This is a genomic window from Bacillus cereus group sp. MYBK227-1, from assembly GCF_051916325.1.
GTDB lineage: Bacteria > Bacillota > Bacilli > Bacillales > Bacillaceae_G > Bacillus_A > Bacillus_A cereus.
Genome location: NZ_JBQAGK010000003.1, coordinates 499816 through 516351, shown reverse-complemented (window position 1 = coordinate 516351; position 16536 = coordinate 499816). Strand labels below are relative to the sequence as shown.

The following is a 16536-nucleotide window of genomic DNA, read 5'->3' as shown; positions in this document are numbered from 1 at the left end:
CTCCTTATAGCATCATTTTTGCTTTCGTGAATACATGCTGTAATTCTTCCATTGATAAATTATCTTTTTCTAAAGACACAAATAATTCTTTCAACTCTGTATAACGTTTTTGATCCTCTAATGCAGCAATATCATATTCTAGCGGAACGTGTTTCACTGTTACATTCGCTTGTTCAAATAACTCTATGGCGTATGGATGATTTTTATAATCCTGCGCATAATAAACCGCTGTAATACCACTTTGAATAATTGCCTTACAACATTGTAAACAAGGGAAATGCGTAACGTAAATTTCTGCTTCCTCTGTTTTCGCACCAAACTTGGCACATTGTAATAAAGCATTCATTTCGGCATGAATTGTCCGAACACAATGATTATCGATTACGTAACAACCATCATCTATACAATGTACGCCACCTTTAATTGAACCATTATATCCACCAGCAATAATTCGTTTATCGCGAACGATTGTCGCTCCTACCGCAAGCCTTGTACATGTACTACGCAAAGATAGTAGATGGCTTTGCGTCATAAAATATTGATCCCATGAAATTCGTTCCATATTTTTCACCTACTTTTTTGTCTACTTGTAGTGTAGCGAAAGAAGAAAAACTTCGTCAATCTTTTACGGAATAATAATTTGATCTTTTATCTTTTCAAGAGACTTCGCACCAATCCCATCAATCTCTAATAAATCTTCTATTTTCTGAAACGGACCATGTTCTTCTCGATATTTCAAAATACTTTCTGCCTTTCGAGAGCCAATCCCTGTAATTTTTTCTAGTTGTTCTTTCGCCGCTGTATTTATTCGAATCTTGCCATCTTCCTTAGAAGAAGTAAGCACCCCTTGTTCTGATTCATTTTTACTCGGTATATAAAGAAGCATTTGATCTTGTACAATTTGTGCTAAATTCACTTTTTTCATATCTACTTCTGATAAAAAACCACCAGCCTTTTGAACCGCATCCTTTACGCGATCTCCTTCCTTCATTTCATATACCCCTTCTTTACTAACCGCTCCTTTCACATCAATTATAATTGTTCTTTTCTGTTCCTTTGTATCCGATATTTTCGGTTTACCCTTTTTTTCGATCTCCTTCTCTTGTACATTCATTGTAATAGGCATTCGTTCTACACTCTGATTCGTTTTCCAAAAAACAAGAAAAAGTAAAGTTCCAATAATAGCTACTAAACCTAACCACTTTTTCGGAAAATCCCACATCATTTTACACCTCTAATCATAAATTTATAACATCATTCATATTGTTTAGGAGAAAGCTGTTACGAAGGAGGGATGAAACTTTGAACATAGGAATTATAGGGACAGGAAACATGGGGAATATACTAATCGATGCATTTTTAGAAACCCGTGCTGTCAAACCTTCGTGCCTTACAATCATTAATCGGACGCCTGCAAAAGCATATCATATAAAAGAAAAATACCCTTCTGTTCATATAGCAAAAACAATCCCGGAAGTAATCGAACAATCACAACTTATTTTTATTTGTGTCAAGCCGATAGATATATACCCTATCCTAAAAAAATACGCTGAACATTTTTCTGATGAAACGTGCTTAGTTTCTATTACAAGTCCAATATCTCCATCACAATTAGAGACTCTCGTACCTTGCCACGTCGCGCGTATCATTCCAAGTATCACAAATCGCGCGCTCTCTGGCGCCTCACTATTTACATTTGGAGATAATTGCTCTGAAGAATGGCAACAAAAACTACTTCGTCTATTCAAAAACATTTCTACACCTCTTGTAATAGAAGAAGATATAACGCGCGTTTCATCTGATATAGCAAGTTGCGGTCCTGCTTTCTTTAGTTATTTACTACAATGCTTCATTAACGCTGCTGTAGATAAAACAAATATTACACACGAAGAGGCTACTACTTTAGTAAGTGAAATGGTCGTGGGGATGGGGAAATTACTTGAAAAAGAAATCTTCACATTACCTACCTTACAAGAAAAGGTTTGCGTGAAAGGCGGCGTTACTGGGGAAGGCATTCGGGTTTTAGAAGAGCACGTTGGAGATATGTTCCATAAGTTAATCGAGCGAACACATGAAAAATTTGATGAAGATTTAGAATGCGTTGATCAGCAATTCAATAAACACACATAATAAATACGTCATTTTCATTCCAAATCCTTTTTATAAATACTTACTTTTTTACAATACATTTTCACTTCAACTACTATTCCCACACTTTACGCATACAATCTTCAGATTATGCTAGAACTAAAAATACATCTTCTTTATAAAACAAAAGCAACCTTCTCGGTTGCTTTTGTTTTATCCGTTTTTCTTCGCCATGAAGAAAATACGCTCTGTTTGTTCTGTAACTTCAAGTCGCTCAAAATCACCTGTTACACGAAGCACTGTAAAACCTGCTTCTTCAAGCCATTTCGTTAACTCTTCCACTTGATATGCACGTTGCACGTGACATTCGTCAAACCGATGGTACACATCTTCTTCCGGATCTTGAACAAAGAATGTTAAATCATGCTCTACACTATTTGATTCTTCACCAGGGAAGCAATTCCAAATAAGAGATATTTCTTCTCCATTCACTGTATACGTTTCATTTTGAAATACATGATGTATTTTATATAAAGAATGTACATCAAATAAAAACAAACCATCTTGACGTAAATGATGAAATACTCTTCTAAATGTTTCTTGTACTCCATCTTCTTGCAATACATAATTTAATGAATCACAAAAGATGGTTACACAATCAAACTCACCTGGAACATCAAGCTCTCGCATGTCTTGTTGATAAAAAGGAATAAAGTATCCCTCTCCTCCTAGTTTTTGCTGAGCGACTGTTAACATTTCTTCTGAAAGATCGACACCTATTAAATCGTAACCCTTTTGCACAAGCGGCAGGGTTACATTACCTGTACCGCATGCTACATCAAGAATTTTTGCCTCTTTCATATCTGCCTGCTGTAAACTTTCCTCTGTAAATTCCACCCATTTATCATAAGGGACATCATTCATTAGTTCGTCGTACAACAATGCAATTTGTTCGTATTTCATTGGCCTAACTCTTCTGTAATATCTTCACGTGGCACATCGCCCCATAGACGCTCTAAATTATAGTGATTACGCTCATCTTTATGGAATACATGAGCAACTACATCTCCAAGATCAACTAATACCCAACGTGCTTCGTCAAACCCTTCCATACGTTGTACGTCGATTTGGAACTCATGTGCTTTTGATTTAATTTCACGTGCAATTGCTTGCACTTGTTTGTCTGAATTCCCGTGACAAATAATGAAATAATCTGCAATTGGTGAAATACCTTGCATATTTAGGACAACCATATCTTCTGCTCTCTTATCATCAGCTGCTTTTGCCGCTAATACTAATAAATCTTTATCGTTCATTTACTCATTTCCTCCTTGATAACTGCATTGTATGTTTGGAATGTTAATGGATAAATCGTCTGATCTTTTTCCATTAAAAATTGAATTGTTCTCTTTAACGCAAATAATAAAGCTTGATTTATATCCGTATATGCGAGTTTACGAGCCTCTTCCACTCCTGGAAACTTTCGCCCAGGTTCAATGTAATCAGCTACATAAATCACTTTATCTAACATCGTCATATTCTCATGACCACTTGTATGATATGTAATAGCTTGCAAAATTTCAGAATCCGTAATGCCTACTTCTTTTTCTACTAAGTATGCCCCAACAGGTGCATGCCATAACTCTTTGTTATAGCAAAGTAAATCTTTCGGCAAATCTTCACGTTTAATAATCTCTTCCATCTCTGAAATTGCTCTACATTTCGCATAATCATGGAATATAGCTGCCATCTCTGCCTTTTTTTCGTCCACACCGTATAACTTAGCAAGCTCAATCGCTGTCTCCATTACACCAATTGTGTGTATATAACGTTTTTCATGCATTTGTTGTTTGACAATATGCAGTGCATTCTCACGATTCATACAACCCATTCCTCTCGATATATACCTGTACTTTTGCGGGAAGTAAATATTTACACGTTTTCTTCTCCTTATATCTCTCACGTAATAAGGATGAAGAAACTGCAAATTCCGGAATTTCCACTGTAGTAATCTTATATGGTGTATGCAATGTATACCCAGGTCTTGCAACTCCAACAAACGTTACAAGATTAAATAAAGCTTCAATGTTATACCACTTCGGTAAATACTCAACCATATCCCCACCAATAATAAAGTGAAACTGCACATCCGGATACTTCTTCGTCAATTGTAACATAGTGTCATACGTATAAGATGGGCCCTTCCTACTTAGCTCTTCTAAACAAATAGAAAAGTGCTCTTCTGCCTCAGTCGCGAGCTCTAACATATGTAAACGACTTTCTACACTTGTAATATTCCGCCCTTGTTTATGTGGCGGAATCTGGTTTGGCAAGAACCATACTTCTTCCAAGTTCAAAGCGTGATATACTTCATTTGCAATTAGCAAATGTCCATAGTGAGGCGGATCAAATGTACCGCCAATGATGCCAATTTTTCTCAAAAGAAACGCCCCTTCCTTTTACATACAGCAACTCTCCTCTATTAGGAATGAAGAGAGTTGCTATTAATAAAAGTTCAATTGGTTTCGCTCTCTACATCATTACGCATAAACGATAAAAATAGCGCATGCTAATCTTTTTATCGAGGAAGCTTAATTTGTTTATTTTCTCTTGATTCTTTGTATAAAACGATTGTGCTTCCAATTACTTGAACGATTTCAGCACGTGCACCTTTTGCAAGTTCTTCCGCAACCTCACGGCGATCAAATTCACAGTTTTGTAATACACTTACTTTAAATAACTCACGAGCTTCTAAAGTATCTGCGATTTGTTTAATCATATTTTCATTTACTCCGCCTTTTCCTACTTGAAAAATTGGTGTTAAATGATGTGCTTGTGCACGTAAAAATCTTTTTTGTTTTCCTGTTAACATATATGTTAGCCTCCAAGTTTTTCTATAACTAATTGTTTCATTCTCTCGATATTTGGCGTGCGTCCTGTCCACATTTCAAATGCAAGTGCTCCTTGATAAACAAACATATCAATACCATTTTGAATGATTGCACCTTGCTCTTTTGCCTCACATAAAATTTTCGTTTCAAATGGATTATAAATTATATCTGATACAATCATTCCTTTTTTTAACGAACAGATTTGTAATGGCGTATGTTCTACGTGTGGATGCATACCTATCGTTGTCGTCTGAATGATAATATCATAATTTCCTTGTTCTTCTGTCGCTTTTTCTAACGACAAAGCAACAGAATTAACATCGGCCGTACGTGCAGCAATAAGTTCCTTTGCCTTATCTACTGTACGATTGGCTACATCAATCTCTTTTACACCTACATCAGCAAGAGAAAAATAAATAGCTCGGCTAGCACCACCTGAACCAAGTAACAAAATACGTTTCCCTTGAAGTGGTTCATTACTAATTGACTGCAGCGCTCGAACAAAACCAATCCCGTCTGTGTTATAGCCAATTAATCTTCCATCCTTATGAACCACTGTATTTACTGCACCGATTTTCCTTGCCAATGGGTCAATCTCATCCAAATACTCCATAATAGCAACCTTGTGCGGAGTTGTTACATTAAATCCTGAAATACCTAATGCTTTTAAACCTCTTACTGCTTCCCCTAGCAATTCCTCTTCAACAAGGAACGCATGATAATGGGCATCCATATTCAAGTGTTCAAATGCATCGTTATGCATAACGGGTGATAATGAATGTCCAATTGGATTTCCGATTACACCATATAATTGTTTCATAAATCCCTCTCCATATTAAATTAAAGATTTACGTAGTGAAACACTTACTCCTTTTGGTACGTGTGCAACAATTTTTGCTCCTGGTTCGTTCACAGTAACCCATCCTAATCCAGAGAATACAACATCCGTTTTAGGTTCACGAATATTAAATTCGTATTTCACTAGCTCAGGCATATTTGCTAATTCTTCTGGCGTTGGTGGGCTTAGTAAATCCCCGGCATGATTTTTATATAATTCATCTGCTTTCTCAAGCTTTGTACGATGGATTGTTAAGCGATTCGAGAAGTGACAAGTAAATGCACGACGACCACCACTTACATAATCAAAACGTGCCAATCCACTAAAGAATAACGTTTGTTCTTCATTTAATTGGAATACCATCGGCTTAATTTCTTTTGTTGGTGTAATAAGCTTTAAGCTTTGCTTTCCAACATAATGAGCCATTTGGTGGTGGTTAATAATACCTGGCGTATCATATAAAGAAGACTCTTCGTCCAATGGAATATCAATTAAATCAAGTGTTGTTCCTGGGAAATGAGATGTTGTAATTACATTTTCAGTCTCATCACTAAATTCTTTAATCATACGATTAATAAATGTCGATTTCCCTACATTCGTACATCCAACAACATAAACATCTTTGCCGCCGCGATAATACTCAATAGCATCTGCTAGTTCAGCGATTCCTTGTCCCTTCGCTGCACTAATTAAAAAGACATCTTCTGGTTTTAATCCTAGCTGCTTTGCACTATAGCGCATCCAATGTTTTACTTTATCATGTTTTACTGACTTTGGAATTAAATCAGCTTTATTTCCAACAAGTAATACTTTATTATTCCCTACGAAACGATGTAAGCCAGGTAACCAGCTACCATTAAAATCAAAAATATCTACAATTTTGACTACTAATGCATCTGATTTTCCAATTCCATTTAAAATGCGTAGGAAGTCATCATCTGTTAACGATACATCTTGAATTTCATTGTAATGCTTCAAGCGAAAACAACGTTGACAAATAACTTGTTCTTTCTCTAAAGATGAGGCAGGAGCATACCCCACTTCGTTTTTATTTTCTGTTTGAATTTCTACACCGCAACCAATACATTTAATTGTTTCAGTCAAACTTTATTCCTCCCAGTTAATTAAACCTTTTTTCTTCATATTTTTCATAATTCTTCGTTCAATTTTTCGATTAAAGCGCGTTACTAATCCGTCCGTTTGTGCTACCGGTACAACTAAAATTGTATGAAGGCCTACTCGGTTGCCACCAAGCACGTCCGTCAGTAACTGATCTCCAATTACTACAACTTCATCTGGCTGCAAACGCATCTCTTGTATCGCACGCTTAAATGCGCGAACAAATGGTTTACGTGCACTATGAATAAATGGAATACCTAATGGATCAGCAAAATCTTTTACACGTTGCTCATTATTATTTGAAACGACCGTTACTTGAATGCCTTGCTCTTTCATTTCCAAGAACCATTTTTCAAGTTGCGGTGTTGCATTGGGACGATCCCATTCAATTAAAGTGTTATCTAAGTCAGTAATAACGCCTTTAATCCCACGTTTTTTTAAATCTTCTGGTTGAACATGATATACATTTTTCACATATTCATTTGGTAAAAATAGTTTCAATTTCTTTCACCTCTTTGAGGATTTTTCATAAAATTTTTCGACAACATTTTTCGATATATAACCTGTGGATAAAATTGTACACATTTTCCACATTAATTTTTCAGTTAATTTGGAATTTACTAACAAACTATACACACTTTATCCACCTAGGTATGTGGATAACCACTCGTTTGTGACTGTCATATTTTTTTGGTACATTAAATGCATCAACGAATCAATCCTTATATTATTAGGAGGTGACTCACCTTGAAAACAAAACATATGGAACAGTTATCCACTGAGTTACTCACTGAGTCTTATTATAAAGCAAAAGAACTAAAATTAAATCCCGACTTCATTTTACTTATAAAACAAGAAATCATTAGACGCTCATTAGAGGACAAGCTTGTCAAATCATCTTGATTACATATAAAGTGAAAGTTTAATCAGCCCTTACCAATTAAACAGTTAAAGGATAATTTATTGGATGCCCTGTAAAAAGAGCCATCCTACGATGGCTCTCGAATAAACAAGTACTCCCATCTAGGGGATTTCATCATTAAGTATCTTTGCCCATAACTCTTACTTACGGTTATAAAAGCTTTTCTTTATTTATGAGCTAAGCGAGTAGCTATTTTTTGACCAAGACGAAGCTCTTGTCCACTCTTTAATTCCTGCACTACTTCTATCATATCTTTTTCAAACAATAACACAACTGTTGAACCAAATGTAAAGTATGCCATTTCTTCACCTTTTTGAACAGTGTCTCTCTCATGCAAAAGCTCAATACTATTAACAAACATGGCACCTACTTTTACAAGAGCCATATGCTCGCCATCACTGCTTACTTCTGTAACAGAACGATAATTTTTTGACAGTGGTTCTTTCCCGTATTCCATACCAGCTGCATTTACCGGATATGATTTTCTACCGAGTACAAATCTTTCAGTCACAGAACCAGAAAGCGGACTATGAATGCGATGATAATGACTTGGACTCAAATAAATTACCATATATGTACCGCCTGCATATCGCGTTGCACGTTCTTCATTACCTAGCATATCCACAATTGAATAGCGCTTTCCTTTAATATCAAATGTTTTTGTATCCTCAATAGGACCTTGATCTGCAAAAACACCATCAACAGGACTAACGATACTCGATGCATCTGTATCAATACTACGCTTTCCTTCTTTTAGCTTACGCGTAAATAATTCATGCAATGTTCTATATTCCTTCAAACCCTTTTCCATCTCATCTTGATTAATTTGAAAAACTTTCGCATACGATGGAATAATGATAGAGCTCAAACGAGATTGTGCAAATTTACGTAATATATAAGAAGTAAAGCGACCATTTGTAAGTTCTATCATAAGTCGATATAATGTACGTCGCAAATTGCGAAACCCCCTAATCAGTCTATAACTTTAGTTTTCCCTTCTTTTCTTTCTATATCATATGTAAAATTGGTTCTTATTCCCACATATCATATAAAGCAACCTTATTATACATACAGAAAACTAAATATGGTATTATTCTTAAATTATTTAGCACCTTCTAATATTACAGATAGAATCCGTCATTTTCAACAGTGAACATGTATTTCTTCTTAGCATAACGCGTTTTCTTTTCTTATTTACAATAAGAAAAGCAGCCCATTTTAAATATGGCTGCTTCTAATACACTTTACTCTTTCGCTTTTTTCTCTTTCTCTGCCCTTACAAACTCGTGGAACATTTTCATTAAAGCACGCTTTTCAATCCGTGATACGTAGCTTCTAGAAATACCAAGCGCCTTAGCGATTTCCCGCTGTGTTTTCTCCTTATCTAGCCCAAGTCCAAAACGTTTCACAATCACTTCTTTTTCTCTTTCGTCTAAAATATCGATATACTCTTTAATTTTTTCTAACTCCATACTAAGCTGAATCATATCAATTACATCTTCAGACTCTGATTTTAATATATCAATAAGCGATATTTCATTGCCCTCTTTATCTTGCCCGATCGGATCATGAAGTGAAACATCTTTTTTCGTTTTCTTTAGTACACGTAAATGCATCAAAATTTCATTTTCAATACAGCGTGCTGCATACGTCGCAAGCTTCGTTCCCTTTCCAGCAGAATAGCTCTCGATCGCTTTAATGAGCCCGATCGTACCAATTGAAATTAAATCTTCTGCATCTTCTCCTGTGTTCTCAAATTTTTTAACGATATGAGCTACAAGCCGTAAATTATGTTCAATTAAAAGATTTCTCGCTTGAGCATCACCTTGCTCCATTAACTCTAAGTACTTTCTCTCATCATCTGATGATAACGGCTGCGGGAACGCATTATTCTTCACATAAGAAACAAAGACAAACACTTCTCGAACCATATATCCAATTGCGGCGAATAGACTCAAACCTTTCACCTCCGCCAAAATAGTGGTCTTTATTATGTGTATGTGGGCGTGAGGTTGTTTGTGTCTGTACAGTTTATTTATAAAACTCAACACTTCCAACATTTAAAATAATTTATTGTTATATTATAATTATATAAAATTGTTATTTATATATGAATATGCTATTAAAGGGGACATTATTCATGATTACATTAGAACGATTATTAAATGTAACAATTTATTTAGGAGTATTTTTACTTTTCATTTCGTTCATTACTTTTGTTATTAAAAGAGGGCCTGATTTATTATTTTTTCAATTTGGAATTTCTTTATTTTTTGGAGCTCAAATTATAACTGGAATAAAATTTTTTCATAACTATGGTTTCTCGTTTCACTCAAAACTAGAACTACTTATCTTTATTTTCTATGTAATTGGAATTATTACATGTATACTATTGTTCTTTCATTTTCAAAATCTGTATCGAATTTTTTTATTAATTTGTAGTTTTTTATTTTTAACTGGATCCAATTATTACTTTAAAGAAACATTAAATTTTAGTAAAAAAATTCCAAAGCAACATAAAACTTTTTTAAGTACACAAGAAGACTCTTTTCCAAAAGAAGTCCGTAAATTTTCAGAGGATTACAATAACATAATAAGGAATGACTTTTATGAAATACCGATGATTCCTACTGAATTACAGATTACAAGCAAAAAAGATTCTTCCCATAGTACATCTTTCTTAGTTGAACTTCATAATAGCGAGAATAAAATTACTGATGACTCTGTACAATTAACTCCATCAGACCGTTTTTATGTGCTGTTAAATACACAAAAAACAAAAATATCAAAAATAGTATATGAAGGGCAGAATTTTTTCACATTTACAGTCACACTAAAGGCTCTTAATTTACAGCAAGAACCAGAAATTCATAATATGTTTTTAGAAATAGATAAACGTAGAGCGATAAATCTTCTTAATTTTGAAATTAAAGCCCATACTAAAGAATGGAAAGTAATATTTAAAAGTGATAGTTCTCATTCCAATCTTCCTATCACATTTACTTTTGAAAAGCGAACAGGCAAATTATAAAAATAAAAAGAGTTATTTTCTTTGAAAAATAACTCTTTTTATTTTACTTACTCCAAATCTTTCTCCCAGTTTGGGCATCAATATAACGAATTTCCCGACTACAATCAAAAGGTTCTTTATATTTTTCATCTGTCGTTTGTTTGTACAGTAGTTTGTATTTCGTTTCCTCTGCATCATGATCTACAAACCATTCTAATTTAACTCGGATAGCCGCTCTGTATATTTCTAACGCTTTTTCTTTTGTTACTTTTGGTGTTGTTTCATATGTAAGTAATTTTTTTATAAAGTTGCTAGACTCCCCCGAGTAGTGCATAACAGCACCATTTTCTGCATTGATGTTGATCATAAATTGGTTATACTCTGCCGGAATATCATTTATATATACAGAAAAGATAAATCTTTCAATCCCATCTTCTTCTGCTTCACGTTCCTCCCAAAGACGCAGATATTGTTTGATATCTGGAATAACTCGTTCTAAAAATTGAAGTGCTTTTTGTAAACATTCCTCTCTAGACAGTATTTGCTTTACTTCTTTATCATCTGTCAGTTTTATAAAACCAGTTAATTCATTGGTTAATTTATCAATTGTAACGCTAACTAAATTATTATATTTCAACATCGGTAAATGCTTGTTAAAGAATTCATTCATTAAATATGGATTCTTTTCTTCTTTCTGTTTTTGTAATTCCTCTTTCGGAACAAATTTCATCCTTATTTCATCATCATTTTCCGTCTCATCTACTTTTGTAAAACCTTCTTTATTCCAGTCAAATAATTCGAATACGTCACCTCGTTGGCTACCCCTTTTTTGTTTTCTAACAGCCACTGTTGGCGGTAATTTATAATGATCTGGTCCAAATAAATCTTTACCTGTACTTGCATCAATAAATACATGACTAGGTTCTGGTACATACACAAGGTGGTACCCTTTTACTTCTTCTCCATTTTCATATTTACATAAAGAATGTGTTAAATCTACAAATACAAGCCTCATATCTTGTTTAGCCTTTAAGTTGTCTAAAACGATATTCTCCTCAACAATCTCACTTGGCCATAACGGCTTTTCTTTTATGCTTTCTCGTCCGTTATAATGAAAATTCACAACATTCCCTGAAGGATGCACTTGCACCACACATCCTGTATCCGGTAATGGATATCCATTTACTTCTTGCATATAATTTATTTCTTTCCAGCCACGCCAATCATCCTGGATAGTTACATATGTATAAAACTCTAATCCTTCTTCCACGTGTTTTTTTATAAATACATTTGCAATCTCTCTTACCCTATTCTCCTCTATAACTTCCTTATCACTCGAAAAATAATTTCCATCATCTATCCTAAATGCAATTAAATTACCAGTATGTCTATTCAATGTAATTTGTATCGTTCTCTCCTGATCCTCTTTATGCTCCCACCATAATAGATGATACGGGTCATCAACCCCTTCTTGATCATCTACAACAAGACTATATTCATCTGGAATGTTAATAATATGAGCCACTCGCTCTTTTCTTTCTTTATCTTTTTGATTCATCATACCGCTCCCTTTATTACATTTTAAGGTAATTATAGCAAACAAAACCAAGGAACTATAAAAAAAAGACTAGAGATATCTCTAGTCTTTCACTTCGTCTCACGATGTAACGTTACTCGCTTTAATCGTGGACAATATTTTTTTAGTTCGATGCGTTCTGGATTGTTTCGTTTATTTTTCTTAGAAATGTAATTACGATCGCCGCACTCCGTACAAGCTAATGTAATATTTACACGCATATTTAATTCTCCTTTCTTTCAAAGATCGCAACTAAAACGTAATGATTACGATTTATATATTATAAAACTTCATTCTATTTGTCAATTGCAAAAACAAGAAGATTCCATTTAGAATCCCCTTGTTTTTATAGTTAAATCAATTTTCTCCCGCATTAACGGGCAGTAAGACCCCCACTAATTAAAAGTTTCACTTTATTAAAACGATTCGTATGTAACAAATTCACTAATCGGCTTTCGATATCCTCGTGGGCGAGTTTTAGTCATATCACTTTTTCCTATCGTAATCATTAAAACAGGTACTATATGCTCCGGCATATTTAATTCACTTTGTACTGCTTTTTCATCGAAACCAATCATTGGACATGTATCATAGCCATAATATTTAGCTGCGTACATAAAAGTCATCGCGCTTAACGAAGCATTTCTAATCGCTTCATCCTCCATGAAACGCTCTCCTTTTCCTTCATATAAACCTTTCGTTTGCCTAATTGTATCTTCATATTCACATTCATCAATCATTTTTAAAACTTTCATACCGAAGTAAATATTTTCAACATTTTGGTATGCTTTTTTATCACCACAAACGAGCACTACCGCTGATGCACTCGATACTTTATATTGACCGAAAGCTAATTCTTTTAATCTTTCTTTTCGCTCTTGATCACGAATTACAACATAATGTGTGTGCTGCAAATTATAGCAAGATGGAGAAAGCTTAGTTAACTCAAATATTTTTTTAAAATCCTCATTAGGGATTTCTATACCTTGTATAAATTTCATTGCAGAACGTCTAGCAATTGCTAATTCTTCAAAGTTCACCATATATCCTCCTCAATAACTATAAATTCAAATATACATTAATTTATACAAATAGATAAATCAAATAAAAACACTTTAAATCCGAATAATAATTATGATTAACAGCAAAAAAGACAAAAAGCTGAAACAATTAGTTCATACGAAATTCACACGAATCTATTACTATAGAAACTGTACATAGTGAACTTATTAACAATCACGTTTATTTATATAAAATCTTACTCGAAAGGAGTTGAAAGTATGAAAACTAAATATCGCTTTATGATCTCATCATTTGCTGCTTGCGCTTATATGATTTGGTATTTAGTATAATAACGACCTCACTTGCAAATAGGAAAAGGTGTGTATATAAATGGAATATAATCAATCAACAGTTAACTACTGGAAAGCTTTTGTATTACCATATACATTTGCTTTAGAAGAGTTAAAAACTAAATTTGAAATTATGAACCGGGAAGCTCAATTTCTAGAGGATTACAACCCGTTTGAACATATAAAAACAAGACTAAAACAACCTGAAAGTATTATTAAAAAACTAGAGCGCAAAAGCTTATTACCAACAGTTGAAAACGCTCAAACACATTTACAAGATATTATTGGTATTCGTATTACATGTTGCTTCGTAGAAGATATCTATCATTTGAAAGAAGTCATTCAAAAACGCGAAGATATGGAAGTCATAGAAGTAAAAGATTATATCGCTAACCCAAAACGAAACGGATATAAAAGTTTACACATGATTATTAAATACCCTTTATCACTAAATTCTGGTACAAAAGATGTATTTGCAGAAATTCAGTTACGTACACTGGCAATGGACTTTTGGGCAAGTTTAGAACACAAACTTTATTATAAATATGAAGGGAAAATACCGGAGTATTTAAAAGATGAACTACATGATGCAGCAATGAAAGCTGAAGATCTGGATAATAAAATGGCCACAATTCGTCAAGATATTGATGATATTGAGGCATGTTCAAATCAAATTATGCTACCACTATAAAAAAAGGTTCTCGCCAATGAGAACCTTTTTTCTACCATTTTGGGAAGTACGACTCCTACACTTATTAAAGTTTCACGTTATTTTTTCTCTATTGTTCGAACCTCTTCAATCTTCCATTTATCCTCTTCTTTTCCAAGGGCATACTGTACTTTCTTTTGAAGAGTGATACTGTCGTCTACTTCCTTTTCTTTCGTTTCAACAATAACATACCCTACTTTACTAACTTTCATATCTATATGTTCCAATTCAATTTTCTTATTTCCCTTTTGAAATGCGGCTTCTTTTTGTGTTTTTAAGTCTTCAGCACTAGGCATCTTCTTTGAAAATAACTCCATATGTTCTGCAAGATTTTTTTCATTCGTCGTTCGCACAAATGTATGAATAACATCTTGAATAGATCTCTCTTCTTCTTTTGTTATTTGTACCTTTTCCTCAGTTTTTTTAGTAGTAGATTTTTGTTCTACATTATTCTCTTCTTGTTGACATCCAACTAGTAATACTACAAATACTAAAAGGAATCTTAATTTCCTAAATAAATTTTTCATATTCCCAACTCCTAAAAAGAAAAGTGAGGCATTTCGCCTCACTTTCGCTCTTAATTAGCGTCTTCCTTTATTCGGATCGCCGCCGCCAACAATATCAAAGACACGTTTCGCTATATTTGTATTCTCTTGAACGCCAGAGAACAAGTATTTACCTGGACCAAATGCATATACGTTCACATCTTCCCCTGTATGTCCACCCGTTGTCCAGCCTGTAACCGAGCGCTTATTGAAAATATCTTCAATTGCATTATCAATCTTTGTTACATCTTTTGAAGGAGCTATATCATTTACAGCTTGAATTTCTTCTGGAGTTAATTGTAAATCAATATACTTTTTCAATGTTTCTTCTACATTTGCACCTTTTGCAATCTCATTTGCCATAAAGTCTGGTGTACGCTTTGCAGCTTTAATTGGATCTACTTTAAAGTTATACTCGCCATTGGCACCTAAAGATAATCCACCAGTAGCGTGATCTGCCGTTGCAACAACTAACGTATTTTTATCTTTTTTCGCAAACTCAATCGCTGCTTTGAAAGCTTTTTCGAAGTCTTCCATTTCACTCATTGCACCAACAATATCATTATCATGTCCAGCCCAGTCGATTTGACTTCCTTCCACCATTAAGAAGAAACCATTTTTATTTTTGTTCAAACGCTCAATTGCTGCATTAGTCATTTCTTCTAATGAAGGTGTTTTCTCATTACGGTCAATCATTTTATCTAATCCACCTGGTGCAAATAAACCAAGAATTTGATCATTTTTATCATTTAACAATTGATCTCGATCCGTTACATAGCTATAACCAGATTTCTTGAACTCTTCTGTAAGATTACGATCTTTTCTAACAAAGTTCTTTACGCCGCCGCCAAGCATAACATCTACTTTATGCTTCCCTTTAATTTTCTCATCAAAATAATCATTTGCAATTGCGTCCATATTTTTACGGCTAATGTCATGCGCACCGAAAGCAGCTGGTGTTGCATGTGTAATTTCAGAAGTTGCAACGAGTCCCGTTGATTTCCCTTTTTCTTTCGCTTGCTCAAGAACTGTTTTCACTTCCGCTTTATCATTATCAACTGCAATTGCAGCATTATATGTTTTAATCCCTGCTGACATAGCTGTTGCTGCCGATGCAGAGTCTGTAATATTTTCATGTTCATCTTCTGGGTATGTTTTTTGTGTTCCTACAAGATGCTTATCAAATTCTGTAGATTCCATTTCAAAGGTTTTTGGATTATCTTTCATATAACGGTGAGCCGTCATATATGAAGGGCCCATACCATCCCCAATTAATACGATAACATTTTTAATCTTTGCATTGCTTCCGTTCTCATCTGCATTAACCTCACTAGAACGAGTAAAATTCCATGTTGCTACCGAAGTAACTGCTAATGATGCCACAACTGCAAATGGCCATGCTTTTTTCACAAACTTTTTCACTGTCTTGTCCCCCTAATTAGGTTATTCATTTCCCACTATCAAATTTAATGGAAGACTATTAAGA

Annotated in this window: 21 protein-coding genes; 4 read left to right on the top strand and 17 right to left on the bottom strand. The window is 34.3% G+C overall.

The features are described 5' to 3' along the window. Window positions 1-4 precede the first annotated feature (4 nt). A complete protein-coding gene (locus ACTFRM_RS15935; protein WP_000439770.1) occupies window positions 5-562 on the bottom strand; it encodes a ComE operon protein 2 in 558 nt (185 codons plus the stop codon). 63 nt (window positions 563-625) lie between these two features. Next, the gene (locus ACTFRM_RS15930; RefSeq protein WP_000989932.1) at window positions 626-1225 is read right to left on the bottom strand and encodes a helix-hairpin-helix domain-containing protein; all 600 of its coding nucleotides are present in this window, start codon (window positions 1223-1225) and stop codon (window positions 626-628) included. Window positions 1226-1302: 77 nt separating this feature from the next. On the opposite strand from ACTFRM_RS15930, the gene comER reads away from it, so the two are divergent. Next, window positions 1303-2130, top strand: a complete 828-nt coding sequence (gene comER / locus ACTFRM_RS15925; protein ID WP_001020554.1) for a late competence protein ComER — start codon at window positions 1303-1305, stop codon at window positions 2128-2130. Window positions 2131-2301: 171 nt separating this feature from the next. On the opposite strand, the gene ACTFRM_RS15920 is transcribed toward comER, so the two are convergent. From ACTFRM_RS15920 to ACTFRM_RS15885, 8 genes are all read right to left on the bottom strand, one after another. Further along, on the bottom strand, window positions 2302-3051 hold the full coding sequence (locus ACTFRM_RS15920) for a methyltransferase domain-containing protein (RefSeq protein WP_440043452.1): 750 nt from the start codon (window positions 3049-3051) through the stop codon (window positions 2302-2304). Continuing rightward, the gene (rsfS, locus tag ACTFRM_RS15915) at window positions 3048-3404 is read right to left on the bottom strand and encodes a ribosome silencing factor (protein ID WP_000998173.1); all 357 of its coding nucleotides are present in this window, start codon (window positions 3402-3404) and stop codon (window positions 3048-3050) included. The genes ACTFRM_RS15920 and rsfS overlap by 4 nt, the downstream gene beginning before the upstream one ends. Further along, the gene (yqeK, locus tag ACTFRM_RS15910; protein ID WP_001078477.1) at window positions 3401-3970 is read right to left on the bottom strand and encodes a bis(5'-nucleosyl)-tetraphosphatase (symmetrical) YqeK; all 570 of its coding nucleotides are present in this window, start codon (window positions 3968-3970) and stop codon (window positions 3401-3403) included. Before yqeK ends, rsfS begins: the two co-directional genes overlap by 4 nt. Further along, window positions 3960-4529 (bottom strand): nicotinate-nucleotide adenylyltransferase, encoded by a 570-nt coding sequence (gene nadD / locus ACTFRM_RS15905; protein WP_322372385.1) that lies wholly within the window; start codon window positions 4527-4529, stop codon window positions 3960-3962. Before nadD ends, yqeK begins: the two co-directional genes overlap by 11 nt. Before the next feature lie 137 nt (window positions 4530-4666). Next, complete coding sequence (gene yhbY / locus ACTFRM_RS15900) at window positions 4667-4960, bottom strand: ribosome assembly RNA-binding protein YhbY (protein WP_000955224.1); 294 nt, start codon at window positions 4958-4960, stop codon at window positions 4667-4669. A 5-nt stretch (window positions 4961-4965) separates the two neighbouring features. Then, window positions 4966-5799 (bottom strand): shikimate dehydrogenase, encoded by an 834-nt coding sequence (gene aroE, locus ACTFRM_RS15895; protein WP_000812075.1) that lies wholly within the window; start codon window positions 5797-5799, stop codon window positions 4966-4968. Between the two features lie 15 nt (window positions 5800-5814). Beyond that, window positions 5815-6921, bottom strand: a complete 1107-nt coding sequence (gene yqeH / locus ACTFRM_RS15890; protein ID WP_000140799.1) for a ribosome biogenesis GTPase YqeH — start codon at window positions 6919-6921, stop codon at window positions 5815-5817. Window positions 6922-6924: 3 nt separating this feature from the next. Then, window positions 6925-7437 carry a YqeG family HAD IIIA-type phosphatase gene (locus ACTFRM_RS15885; RefSeq protein WP_000765314.1) on the bottom strand — a complete coding sequence of 171 codons (513 nt, stop codon included), beginning with the start codon at window positions 7435-7437 and terminating at the stop codon, window positions 6925-6927. Between the two features lie 246 nt (window positions 7438-7683). Between ACTFRM_RS15885 and ACTFRM_RS15880 the strand changes: the two genes are divergently transcribed. Continuing rightward, on the top strand, window positions 7684-7839 hold the full coding sequence (locus ACTFRM_RS15880; RefSeq protein ID WP_000850094.1) for a sporulation histidine kinase inhibitor Sda: 156 nt from the start codon (window positions 7684-7686) through the stop codon (window positions 7837-7839). Between the two features lie 185 nt (window positions 7840-8024). On the opposite strand, the gene ACTFRM_RS15875 is transcribed toward ACTFRM_RS15880, so the two are convergent. Both ACTFRM_RS15875 and sigK read right to left on the bottom strand, forming a co-directional pair. Continuing rightward, window positions 8025-8813 (bottom strand): phosphatidylserine decarboxylase, encoded by a 789-nt coding sequence (locus ACTFRM_RS15875; protein ID WP_001255003.1) that lies wholly within the window; start codon window positions 8811-8813, stop codon window positions 8025-8027. A 289-nt stretch (window positions 8814-9102) separates the two neighbouring features. Continuing rightward, complete coding sequence (gene sigK / locus ACTFRM_RS15870) at window positions 9103-9816, bottom strand: RNA polymerase sporulation sigma factor SigK (RefSeq protein WP_000051382.1); 714 nt, start codon at window positions 9814-9816, stop codon at window positions 9103-9105. 152 nt (window positions 9817-9968) lie between these two features. Between sigK and ACTFRM_RS15865 the strand changes: the two genes are divergently transcribed. Then, entirely contained in the window at window positions 9969-10889 is a 921-nt protein-coding gene (locus ACTFRM_RS15865) for a hypothetical protein (protein ID WP_440043450.1), read from the top strand. A gap of 43 nt (window positions 10890-10932) precedes the next feature. Here the strand turns inward: ACTFRM_RS15865 and ACTFRM_RS15860 are convergent, their stop codons facing one another. The 3 genes from ACTFRM_RS15860 to ACTFRM_RS15850 form a co-directional block, all read right to left on the bottom strand. Beyond that, entirely contained in the window at window positions 10933-12429 is a 1497-nt protein-coding gene (locus ACTFRM_RS15860) for a YcdB/YcdC domain-containing protein (protein WP_136363640.1), read from the bottom strand. 86 nt (window positions 12430-12515) lie between these two features. Then, window positions 12516-12665, bottom strand: coding sequence for a 50S ribosomal protein L33 (gene rpmG / locus ACTFRM_RS15855; RefSeq protein ID WP_001265617.1), 150 nt, complete (start codon window positions 12663-12665; stop codon window positions 12516-12518). 195 nt (window positions 12666-12860) lie between these two features. Further along, window positions 12861-13487, bottom strand: a complete 627-nt coding sequence (locus tag ACTFRM_RS15850) for a nitroreductase family protein (protein ID WP_000245983.1) — start codon at window positions 13485-13487, stop codon at window positions 12861-12863. Between the two features lie 349 nt (window positions 13488-13836). Here ACTFRM_RS15850 and ACTFRM_RS15845 point away from each other — a divergent pair, with 349 nt between their 5' ends. Next, complete coding sequence (locus ACTFRM_RS15845; protein WP_000456230.1) at window positions 13837-14487, top strand: GTP pyrophosphokinase; 651 nt, start codon at window positions 13837-13839, stop codon at window positions 14485-14487. A gap of 77 nt (window positions 14488-14564) precedes the next feature. Here the strand turns inward: ACTFRM_RS15845 and ACTFRM_RS15840 are convergent, their stop codons facing one another. Further along, window positions 14565-15032, bottom strand: coding sequence for a hypothetical protein (locus ACTFRM_RS15840; RefSeq protein WP_000792894.1), 468 nt, complete (start codon window positions 15030-15032; stop codon window positions 14565-14567). Window positions 15033-15086: 54 nt separating this feature from the next. Next, window positions 15087-16472, bottom strand: coding sequence for an alkaline phosphatase (locus tag ACTFRM_RS15835; RefSeq protein WP_000714912.1), 1386 nt, complete (start codon window positions 16470-16472; stop codon window positions 15087-15089). Window positions 16473-16536 lie beyond the last annotated feature (64 nt).

Bases quoted from the DNA above. Each gene is read 5' to 3' on its own strand.
- yhbY (WP_000955224.1), bottom strand. From the start codon at position 4,960: ATGTTAACAGGAAAACAAAAAAGATTTTTACGTGCACAAGCACATCAT.
- rpmG (WP_001265617.1), bottom strand. From the start codon at position 12,665: ATGCGTGTAAATATTACATTAGCTTGTACGGAGTGCGGCGATCGTAAT.
- ACTFRM_RS15920 (WP_440043452.1), bottom strand. From the start codon at position 3,051: ATGAAATACGAACAAATTGCATTGTTGTACGACGAACTAATGAATGAT.
- ACTFRM_RS15930 (WP_000989932.1), bottom strand. From the start codon at position 1,225: ATGATGTGGGATTTTCCGAAAAAGTGGTTAGGTTTAGTAGCTATTATT.
- ACTFRM_RS15935 (WP_000439770.1), bottom strand. From the start codon at position 562: ATGGAACGAATTTCATGGGATCAATATTTTATGACGCAAAGCCATCTA.
- ACTFRM_RS15860 (WP_136363640.1), bottom strand. From the start codon at position 12,429: ATGATGAATCAAAAAGATAAAGAAAGAAAAGAGCGAGTGGCTCATATT.
- aroE (WP_000812075.1), bottom strand. From the start codon at position 5,799: ATGAAACAATTATATGGTGTAATCGGAAATCCAATTGGACATTCATTA.
- ACTFRM_RS15840 (WP_000792894.1), bottom strand. From the start codon at position 15,032: ATGAAAAATTTATTTAGGAAATTAAGATTCCTTTTAGTATTTGTAGTA.
- ACTFRM_RS15865 (WP_440043450.1), top strand. From the start codon at position 9,969: ATGAATATGCTATTAAAGGGGACATTATTCATGATTACATTAGAACGA.
- ACTFRM_RS15850 (WP_000245983.1), bottom strand. From the start codon at position 13,487: ATGGTGAACTTTGAAGAATTAGCAATTGCTAGACGTTCTGCAATGAAA.
- rsfS (WP_000998173.1), bottom strand. From the start codon at position 3,404: ATGAACGATAAAGATTTATTAGTATTAGCGGCAAAAGCAGCTGATGAT.
- ACTFRM_RS15845 (WP_000456230.1), top strand. From the start codon at position 13,837: ATGGAATATAATCAATCAACAGTTAACTACTGGAAAGCTTTTGTATTA.
- yqeK (WP_001078477.1), bottom strand. From the start codon at position 3,970: ATGAATCGTGAGAATGCACTGCATATTGTCAAACAACAAATGCATGAA.